We start from the raw sequence: 9,399 nt of genomic DNA on the forward strand, positions 1-9,399 counted from the left end.
GTAAAAAAGGTTCACTATAGTATATCATTTCCATAGTAAACCTTTAAAACTTAATTAAATTCTAATAAAAAAGATATATTATCTAGGTTCAATTATAAGTTTGATAGCAGTTTTCTTATCACCTTCGATTTCTATATCAGTAAATGCGGGAATACACACTAAGTCCATTCCACTAGGTGCAACAAATCCTCTTGCTATTGCAATTGATTTTATTGCTTGATTTAGAGCTCCAGCTCCTATAGCTTGTATTTCTGCAATACCTCGTTCTCTCAGTACTCCAGCCAAAGCTCCAGCTACAGAATTAGGATTAGATTTTGATGAAACTTTTAGTACTTCCATTTCAACATCTCCTTGTTAATTTGTTAAAGTATCCATTACCTAAAGTACTAAATCACAATTGCCATTTACTAATTACAATCATCATTTAAAGTATACTTTTATAAAAATATACTTCTATAATAGATTTAAGAAAACCTTTATTTTTCAAAACCATTTTATAATGAAAAATCTACAAATTTCTTTATATTCTATAAGCATTTTCCAATATTTCTAAATTTATTATACCTTTGAGACATTATTTCTTGTTTAGGCATATCTTTATAATGATTTAATCGTTCCAAAATATAAGACTTCATTTCTTTTGAAACAGCTTCTACATCTTTTTGTGCACCGCCAAGAGGTTCTTTTATAATCTTATCTATTATTTTTAAATCATATAAGTCATTACTTGTAAGTTTCATAACATCACAAGCTTCTTTTGCTTTAGATGAATCTTTAAATAAGATACTAGAAAGACCTTCAGGTGAAATTACAGAGTAAACTGAGTGTTCTAACATACACACATCATTGCCTACTCCAATTCCTAAAGCTCCTCCACTACCACCTTCACCAATTACAAAGGTGATTACTGGAACAGAAAGTTTACTCATTTCAAGTAAGTTTCTTGCAATAGCTTCTCCTTGTCCTCTTTCTTCTGCCTCTAGGCCACAAAATGCTCCTGATGTATCAATAAATGTCAATATCGGTCTGTCAAATTTTTCAGCTTGCTTCATAAGTCTTAACGCTTTTCTATATCCTTCTGGATGAGGCATGCCAAAGTTTCTTTTTATATTTTCTTTAGTATCTCTTCCCTTTTGGTGACCAACTATAGTAACATTGAATTTTCCTATTTGCCCTATTCCTCCAACTATAGAAGGGTCATCTTTATAAAGCCTATCTCCATGAAGCTCTAAAAAATTAGAACAAATATGTTCTATGTATTCCAAAGTTGTAGGTCTTTTTATATCTCTACTTAACACTACCTTTTCATATGGAGATAGATGTGAAAAGGCATCTTCTTTAAGTTTTGCTAATTTTTCACTAAGTGAATTTATTTTATCACTTAAATCTATATTATTTGCCTCAGAAATAGCTATTAATTGTTTAATATCATTTTCTAAGACTTTTATTTTATCATTATTATTTTCAATCAAAACAGTTCCTCCTTTATGCCCTATTTCTTGTGCATAGCAAGAATTTGATACAATACTTCCTTCATTTTTCTTCTATCTACTATCATGTCAATAAAACCTTTTTCAAGTAAAAACTCAGAAGTTTGAAATCCTTCAGGAAGTTTTTGATTTATTGTTTGTTCTATTACTCTTGGACCTGCAAAACCGATTAATGTATTTGGTTCGGAAATTATAATATCTCCAAGCATAGCAAAACTAGCAGTTACTCCTCCAGTGGTAGGATCAGTTAAGACTGATATATATGGTAATGACTTTTCTTCAAGCTTAACAAGTGCCTGAGAGGTCTTTGCCATTTGCATAAGAGATACCATACCTTCTTGCATTCTAGCTCCTCCTGAAGCAGAACAAATAATTATAGGTAAATTGTTTTCAGCAGCATATTCTATTGAGTAAGTTATTTTTTCTCCAACAATAGAGCCCATGCTTCCCATCATAAAATCAGGATTCATTACACAAATAACTGTTTTAATTCCGTTTAATCTTCCATAACCTGTTACAACAGCTTCTGACTCATTCGTTTTTTCTTTATAAGAGTCTACTTTTTCTTTATATTTAGGAAAGTTTAATGGATTTTGAAATTCTATATCAGAATTAAATTCCATAAAAGTTCCTTTATCAATCAATAAATTTATTCTATTTCGTACTCTTAAACCATAATGTCTTGAGCATTTTGGACATACAAATGAATTTTCTTCTATGTCTTTTCTAAATACATGACTATCGCATCCTTTGCAATAAGTCCAAAATTTATCATCTACACTATTCTTTTTAAAGTTGTCATCTAAAGAAATCGTAACATATTTAGATTCTTTTGATGATAAAAATTTTTTTATCATAATCTATTTACTCCTTATAATGTAGCAAATTCTTTCTTCATAAAGACATCTTCTATAAATTTGGTATGATGAGTATCTTTTCTAAACTCTTCACTTGTTACAAGTGCCTTTTGGAATTCTACATTTGTATTAATACCTTCTACAATAATTTCATCTAGAGCTCTATAAATTCTATTTATACATTCTTCTCTAGTCTCAGCCCAACATATTAATTTACCTATCATAGAATCATATAAAGGTGGTATAGTATATCCTGTATATACAAAAGTATCAAATCTAACACCAAAACCTCCAGGTAAATTTAATGACTCTATCTTACCTGGTGATGGAGCAAAATTATTTGATGAATCTTCAGCATTTATTCTACACTCAATAGCATGACCTCTAAAAATAACATCTTCTTGTTTAAAAGGTATTTCTTCTCCATTAGCTATAGATATTTGAAGTTTTATAAGGTCAAGATTTGTTACCATCTCTGTAACTGGATGTTCAACTTGTATTCTTGTATTCATCTCTATAAAATAAAAGTTTTTATCTTTATCAACTATAAATTCAATAGTACCAGCACCAATATAACCTACACCTTTTACTATATCCACTGCAATTTTATGAAGATTTATTCTTTCTTCATCTGAAAGGTATGGACTTAAAGACTCTTCTATTACTTTTTGATTTCTTCTTTGCATAGAACAATCTCTATCACCTAAATGTATTGCATTTGAATGTTTATCACCAAATACTTGTACCTCTATATGTCTAGGATTTTCTATGAATTTTTCCATATATAAATCGCTATTAGAAAATGCTGCTAGAGCTTCTGAACTTGCCATATCAAAATTTGAAAAAAGCTCTTCTTCCTTTCTAACGATTCTCATACCTTTACCACCGCCTCCACTTGAGGCTTTTATCATAACAGGATAGCCAATTTCTCTTGCAACTTCTAAAGCTTCTTCCTTAGTTTTTAAAACAGATTCTGAACCAGGAACAACAGGGATATTTAATTCCATCATAGTTTCTCTTGCTCTAGATTTATCTCCCATCAAAATCATTTGTTCTCTTGTTGGACCTATAAAAATAATATTATTCTCTTCACATTGTTTTGCAAATTCAGGGTTTTCTGATAAAAAGCCAAAACCTGGATGAATAGCATCACATTTTAATTTAAGAGCAAGGTATATAATATTTTCTATGTTATTATAACTCTTGCTTATATTGTTTGGCCCTATGCAAATAGATTCATCAGCTATATATCTATGAAAACAATCTTTATCTATTTCAGAATAGATAGCGACAGTTTTTATGCCTAGTTCTTTACACGTTCTGATGATTCTAACTGCTATATCGCCTCTATTTGCAACTAGTATTTTTTTTATCAACTTAAATACCTCCTACTACAATGGTTTTATCTTAAATAAAGGTTGATTATATTCTACTAGTTCTTCATTATCAACTAATACTTCAATTATTTCACCTTTAATTTCACTTGTTATTTCGTTCATAAGCTTCATTGCTTCTAATATACATAAAGTGTCACCTTCTTCAACTACATCGCCAACCTTGACAAAACTTTCTGCATCTGGACTTGGAGAATCATAGAATGTTCCCATCAAAGGAGCTACTACTATTGATAAATTCTCATTAGATACTACAGGTGTCTCGTTTACAAATGGCTTTTCTAAAGAAAGATCTACTACTGATTCTTGTTGTACACTTAAAACAGGTGAACTTGTAACTTCAGCTTTTTTAGATGCTTCTAATTTAAAATCGCTACTTTCAAGCTTTACATATTCTAAGTTAGTTGAGTCTATGACCTTTAATAATTCCTTAATTTCATTGATGTTCATGTTGTTACCCCCTTGTATTATTACCTGGTGCTAATATTATATCATAAAAAGCAAATTTATAAAAGAAAAAGTGCTGACTATAGAATCAACACATCCAGATATATTTTAATTTTAAATTAACAACCAGTAAATTCTTTTGTTTTAATTTTCCATTATTAATATAAATTATAAGTATAAAATGAATAAAATTCAATATATTTTGCAAAATACAATAAAATACAAATTAATACCTCGGGGATTTTTAAGACAAATACCAAAATTATGCAATTTAGACTTCGCTTTCTTTCATATTAGTATCATTTTCATTGTTTTTATGTAGTATATCTTTTAATTTAGTGATTAAAATACTACTATATAAGTTAAAAGTCATTAAAATTGCAGGAATTATAAAATAAAATCTAGCACCAATAAATCCAAAAACTACTGTAACAAGTATTAATCTTTTATTTAAAGTAAAAAAGGGTATATTAAAAATACTTTTATCGGATGTATCTGGAGTATAAGAGCGTATAATTCCAAAAACTAAAGTTAACATACAAAGTGGAAGTAATACATAGCTTGAAATTATTCCTAAAAATCCTATACTTTTAAAGTAGTTGCTAGCACTATTTGTATAAACAAACATATATCCATTTAAATAAGCACAAATACATGATATAATACCAAAAGTTCCTCCTAAGGATTGAGTGTACCAATTAAAAAATTTAGACTCCATATACCTCGCCTCCTAAAACTGTATATATAATGATATGCATTTAAATAATGAAATATATCTTTATACACTCATGAACAAAATTTTATTAATTTTATTAATTTATATTTAAGAAATGCAAAGTATAGTGTAGTATATATTAATGTAGATAAAGTTTTATATAACTTAATTAAATTATCTTATATGGATTTAGTACAAGTTTAAAAAGTTATATTAGGGTTTTATATTTGATTAAGCTGAAAAATTTATTATAAATGAAGGGATGTTTTCGCTTTGGTAGATACATTAGAGTTTGGTCTTAAAATTTTATTTTTTATATTATCAATAATTTGGATGGGGAAAATAATGATTTTAAGAACTGATAAGCAAATAGTAATTAATCCTTTGCTTATTGGTATATCTGCGGTACTTGTGATGTTGCATACCTCACAAAGTAATATTGAGTTTTTTGGACTAGATGTTCAGTATATAAGAATATTTTTGTATATAATATATTCATTGATAATTTTAATAGGGATATGGGCTACTAATAAAAGGAATGGGATTTTTTAGATAATCTATTTTTTTATAGATATCTTAAAGGTTGCTAGTAACAAAACACTAATATTAATGTTTTGTTACTAGCAACCTTTGTTTTGATTTAATATTTAATTTAGTTTAAATCTAAAATATAATAATATAAAAATACACTTTATTTTACATTTACAGTTATTAAAACTTCTTGTGATGTATTTAAATCATCTTTGTCATTTAGTATAACTTTCACCACTGCTTGCCCTTTATTATTACCCTTAACAATCATATCTTTACATGAAAGTATACTCTTATCACTTACAGATACCACAAAGTTTAAATCTTTTGGAAGGTTATTAGTTACTTCCCAATATTTGTAATAACTATCAATTTTCTTTGTAACTATTTTTCTCAAATCAATACTCTCACCTTTTGCTATATCAATATTATGATATTTAGAATCTAGTTTATATTGATTATCTTTTGTATCAATAAAATTCAAATCACAATTTACATCTACACCATTATTAGAAAGAGAATTAACTGTATTATCATTAATTAAATAATTATTTGCAAGATTAATTGAGTCAATATCTTTTAGACCTAGTATTTCTCTAGGAAGTTCCTTTATGTTATTGTTCCAAAAAATAAAACTGTCTATATTTTCAAGATATGATATACCTTTTAAATTTGAAATATTTTCACCAGTTGCATAAAATTCTCCATCCAAAGCTTTTATATTACTTATAGTCATTTCATCTGGATTTACATATCGTTTTACAACTGCTCTCAGGTTAGCATCAGGAAAAATATCTTTAAGTTGGTTTTCACTTAAAATCTTATCGTTTGAATTTATTGGATTTAAAGCCGTCGCAGAAATAAGAAATGGTATTAAATTAGCTAAATTCATAGCACCCTCCCACATAAAACAAAATTTTTTACATAGTAAATTAATTTCTATGAGAGGGCTCTGTTTCCTTGTTATATATGTCTACTTTCGTACACTTTATTAATATAAATTAGCATAAATTTCTACTATTAAACTTATAAACATATTACTAGTTACGTTTTTTAGCTTCACATCTAAATATTCGCATTCCTTGTGACATAAATTTATCCTCATACTCTGTCGTAACATTATTTTTATACTCACTACTGCTTAAATCAAGAGAAATATTCTTTAAGAGCCAATTATTTGCAGCAATTTCATTTAAACTAAACTCGAATAATTTTTCATTATCTGTTTTGAAATGAATTTCTCCATTATCTTCTAAAATATTATTATACATCTCTAAAAATCCAGAATGAGTAAGTCTTCTTTTACTCCATCTATTTTTTGGCCATGGGTCACAAAAATTTATATAAATTCTAGATAATTCTTTAGATTCAAAGTAATTTAAAATATCACTTACATCCGCCCATAAAAATAATATATTATTTAAATTAGAAGCATCAGCTTTTTCAACAGCCTTTAAAAGTACTTCTTCCTTTAATTCCATAGCAATATAGTTTATATCAGGATTTTGTTTGGCTAAGGTTGTAATAAATTGACCTTTTCCAGTTCCAAATTCCACATGTATTGGATTATCATTTCCAAACTTTGTACTCCATTTACCCTTTAATTTGTCTATATCTTCCCTTAAGACATATTCTGTATAACTTAAAAGTTTTTCATCTGCACCTTTTTTTCGTCTTCTTCTCACAATAAATTCTCCTTAAATATAAAAATTAGTAAAATACATTTTTTATTGATTAAAAACATCAAAAATGATTTATATCTTCTCATAAGTCTTAATAATAAAACTTCGAAACTCTTGCATATCAAGCCTTAACATCATTTCTGTTTAAATCATGACATATATCTTCATACTCTCTTTCATAAGTGCACTATTTAAAAAAACCTCACGTATAAATGGCAAAACTCAGATGAAGACACCTTGAAAGACTTGTTATTGAGTAAGGGTATTATACTACAATTCAGCAAGGTAAACAAGGATAAGTCATATAAAATTAACAGAACATTATTCTTATAATTTTGACAAGAATAAGTAAAACATATAAAATATAAAGAGAACATTATTCTGTTTAATAAATAGATTTATAATATGTAAGACTATGTGAATCTAACAAAGTGTATTTGAACAGTAGAAAAAAAGAAATAGAGGTGAAATTGTGAGAGAGAAGCAATACATTGTGACTGAAAGAGTGCATTTGATGTGTCCAAATATGCATTTTGGAATTAAATCGAGAATCAAAGCAAGTTATGAGTTCATCAAAATCGAAAATACAATGAAGTTACTTATGAATGCACATCCATTTCTAAGAAGTCTCATAGCAATCGAAAAAACAACAGAAAAGCTTTATTATGAGTTTTATGACGAAATACAGATACCTATTCTAGAAAAAGAACGTGCTGATTTGTGGAGTAAGGATTATCAAGAGCTTACAGTAAATGGATGGGATGTATTTAATGAGAGCTTATTAAAAGTTGTTGTTTATCCTTTGGAAGAAGATTTTGAGGTTTTGTTTATCGCCCATCACTTGTTGGGGGATGGAAGAGCAATAATTGGACTTGTATGTGAATTCGCAGATAGTTATGTAATAGGTAAAAAGCCTGCTTATGTAAACGAACAGTTAATCTGTTCTATTCATGATTTTCCAAATGGTAGTGATTTATCGTTTATAAGCAGGTTCATCATAAACAGTACCAACCGCAAGTGGGTAAAAGAAAATCATAAGGTAAGTTATTCTGAATATCGTGATTTTGAAAGACAGTTTATGTTTGAGAACGCTACAAGTTATTTGGAAGAAACAGTGGAAACAGAGAGAGTTGATAAATTACTTGCACTTTGCAGGAAAAATAAGATTTCTCTAAATGATTATATTGTGGCTGAAATGATGTGTCGTGAGCAAATTAATAAAATAGTAATTGCTGCTGATATTCGAAAATATTTGAACTGCTATCAGGAAGGTGCTCTTGGAAATTATGCAACAGCAGTAAGAATAGTAAGCAATTCAAAATCTGACAATGTTATAGAAAGAGCAAAGGATGTGTCAAAGCAAATTAAACGCCACTTAAATGACAATCATAAAATGATGATGGTTCTCTCCTGCTATCTTCGTATGTCTCCAAAACTGATAGATGCTATTGCCATTTCTACAATAGGTAACTTTCAAAGTAAATCTGGTAAATTTCTAGGAACAGTTATATTTGGTTATGAAAAAAGAAATGGGTATAGTGTTACTAATTTAGGAAATGTAAATAATCTCAATATAGTTGAGGCTATGTTTATTCCACCCGCATCTCCTGCGAATAAAAAAACAATGGGAGTATTGTCAGTTAATGGACTCATGAAAAAGTGTACAGTTAATTACAAGATGGAATAAAGTAAAAAGAACTCTCTTTTATAGAAATAATTTTCTACAAAAGAGAGTTCTCAACTTACTAAAAAATCAATTTTAGTGACACCCTGAACAACCAGAGCATCCTCCTCCACCTTGATCTTTCATATTTTCTGGAATTACTCTAAATCCAAATCCTGTATCTTCTATAATTATATCTCCATATTGACTGTATTCATCAGAGCTCATTACAAATTGTAATTCTCCAACTTCATAAGTTAAGTCATCTTCTTTTTTCTCATCTAAAGCTAATCCAAAAGAAGGACCTCCACAACCAACACCTGCAAAGTATACTCTTACATTGTTAGGTTTATCTTGATTGTCTTTTAGGATACTTTTTAAAGTATCAATAGCTGTTTCTGGTAAAGTAATTTTCATCAAATCATTCCCTTTCAAGTATTTTATTAAAACAATATCTATTATATACCCATACAACGTATATAATCAATTAGTTTTTGTATATTTTGCCAAAACTTATATCAATTATTACTTAAACCTTTTAAATATTTCACTGTCTTAAATAAATACCCTGATAATATGTTTAGTAAACAGCAAATAAAATAATTCACATAGAATATAAT

At 28.2% G+C, this 9,399-nt stretch carries 11 protein-coding genes; 2 read left to right on the forward strand and 9 right to left on the reverse strand.

From position 1 onward, the window contains the following. Window positions 1-78 precede the first annotated feature (78 nt). The 6 genes from KGF50_RS18240 to KGF50_RS18265 form a co-directional block, all read right to left on the reverse strand. Entirely contained in the window at window positions 79-339 is a 261-nt protein-coding gene (locus KGF50_RS18240) for a stage V sporulation protein S (RefSeq protein WP_003424039.1), read from the reverse strand. A gap of 188 nt (window positions 340-527) precedes the next feature. Next, window positions 528-1,472, reverse strand: coding sequence for an acetyl-CoA carboxylase carboxyltransferase subunit alpha (locus KGF50_RS18245; RefSeq protein ID WP_227849383.1), 945 nt, complete (start codon window positions 1,470-1,472; stop codon window positions 528-530). Between the two features lie 20 nt (window positions 1,473-1,492). Beyond that, window positions 1,493-2,347 carry an acetyl-CoA carboxylase, carboxyltransferase subunit beta gene (gene accD / locus KGF50_RS18250; protein ID WP_227849384.1) on the reverse strand — a complete coding sequence of 285 codons (855 nt, stop codon included), beginning with the start codon at window positions 2,345-2,347 and terminating at the stop codon, window positions 1,493-1,495. 14 nt (window positions 2,348-2,361) lie between these two features. Further along, on the reverse strand, window positions 2,362-3,723 hold the full coding sequence (gene accC, locus KGF50_RS18255) for an acetyl-CoA carboxylase biotin carboxylase subunit (protein ID WP_227839432.1): 1,362 nt from the start codon (window positions 3,721-3,723) through the stop codon (window positions 2,362-2,364). A 15-nt stretch (window positions 3,724-3,738) separates the two neighbouring features. Next, window positions 3,739-4,191 carry an acetyl-CoA carboxylase biotin carboxyl carrier protein gene (gene accB, locus KGF50_RS18260; protein WP_227849385.1) on the reverse strand — a complete coding sequence of 151 codons (453 nt, stop codon included), beginning with the start codon at window positions 4,189-4,191 and terminating at the stop codon, window positions 3,739-3,741. Window positions 4,192-4,459: 268 nt separating this feature from the next. Then, on the reverse strand, window positions 4,460-4,906 hold the full coding sequence (locus tag KGF50_RS18265) for a hypothetical protein (RefSeq protein WP_227849386.1): 447 nt from the start codon (window positions 4,904-4,906) through the stop codon (window positions 4,460-4,462). A gap of 270 nt (window positions 4,907-5,176) precedes the next feature. Here KGF50_RS18265 and KGF50_RS18270 point away from each other — a divergent pair, with 270 nt between their 5' ends. Beyond that, window positions 5,177-5,455, forward strand: coding sequence for a hypothetical protein (locus KGF50_RS18270; RefSeq protein ID WP_227849387.1), 279 nt, complete (start codon window positions 5,177-5,179; stop codon window positions 5,453-5,455). Between the two features lie 139 nt (window positions 5,456-5,594). Here the strand turns inward: KGF50_RS18270 and KGF50_RS18275 are convergent, their stop codons facing one another. Further along, the gene (locus KGF50_RS18275; RefSeq protein ID WP_227849388.1) at window positions 5,595-6,326 is read right to left on the reverse strand and encodes a hypothetical protein; all 732 of its coding nucleotides are present in this window, start codon (window positions 6,324-6,326) and stop codon (window positions 5,595-5,597) included. A 148-nt stretch (window positions 6,327-6,474) separates the two neighbouring features. Then, a complete protein-coding gene (gene trmB / locus KGF50_RS18280) occupies window positions 6,475-7,119 on the reverse strand; it encodes a tRNA (guanosine(46)-N7)-methyltransferase TrmB (protein WP_227849389.1) in 645 nt (214 codons plus the stop codon). Window positions 7,120-7,588: 469 nt separating this feature from the next. Here trmB and KGF50_RS18285 point away from each other — a divergent pair, with 469 nt between their 5' ends. Further along, window positions 7,589-8,803 carry a hypothetical protein gene (locus KGF50_RS18285; RefSeq protein WP_227849390.1) on the forward strand — a complete coding sequence of 405 codons (1,215 nt, stop codon included), beginning with the start codon at window positions 7,589-7,591 and terminating at the stop codon, window positions 8,801-8,803. A gap of 72 nt (window positions 8,804-8,875) precedes the next feature. On the opposite strand, the gene KGF50_RS18290 is transcribed toward KGF50_RS18285, so the two are convergent. Then, on the reverse strand, window positions 8,876-9,196 hold the full coding sequence (locus KGF50_RS18290; protein ID WP_227435162.1) for a Fe-S cluster assembly protein HesB: 321 nt from the start codon (window positions 9,194-9,196) through the stop codon (window positions 8,876-8,878). Window positions 9,197-9,399 lie beyond the last annotated feature (203 nt).

It is taken from the genome of Clostridioides sp. ZZV15-6598 (assembly GCF_020657705.1).
Lineage (GTDB): Bacteria > Bacillota > Clostridia > Peptostreptococcales > Peptostreptococcaceae > Clostridioides > Clostridioides difficile_F.

What these genes read in the sequence shown, in the direction of transcription:
- KGF50_RS18240 (WP_003424039.1), bottom strand. Translation starts at nt 339, where the DNA reads ATGGAAGTACTAAAAGTTTCATCAAAATCTAATCCTAATTCTGTAGCT.
- accD (WP_227849384.1), bottom strand. Translation starts at nt 2,347, where the DNA reads ATGATAAAAAAATTTTTATCATCAAAAGAATCTAAATATGTTACGATT.
- accB (WP_227849385.1), bottom strand. Translation starts at nt 4,191, where the DNA reads ATGAACATCAATGAAATTAAGGAATTATTAAAGGTCATAGACTCAACT.
- KGF50_RS18265 (WP_227849386.1), bottom strand. Translation starts at nt 4,906, where the DNA reads ATGGAGTCTAAATTTTTTAATTGGTACACTCAATCCTTAGGAGGAACT.
- KGF50_RS18275 (WP_227849388.1), bottom strand. Translation starts at nt 6,326, where the DNA reads ATGAATTTAGCTAATTTAATACCATTTCTTATTTCTGCGACGGCTTTA.
- KGF50_RS18290 (WP_227435162.1), bottom strand. Translation starts at nt 9,196, where the DNA reads ATGAAAATTACTTTACCAGAAACAGCTATTGATACTTTAAAAAGTATC.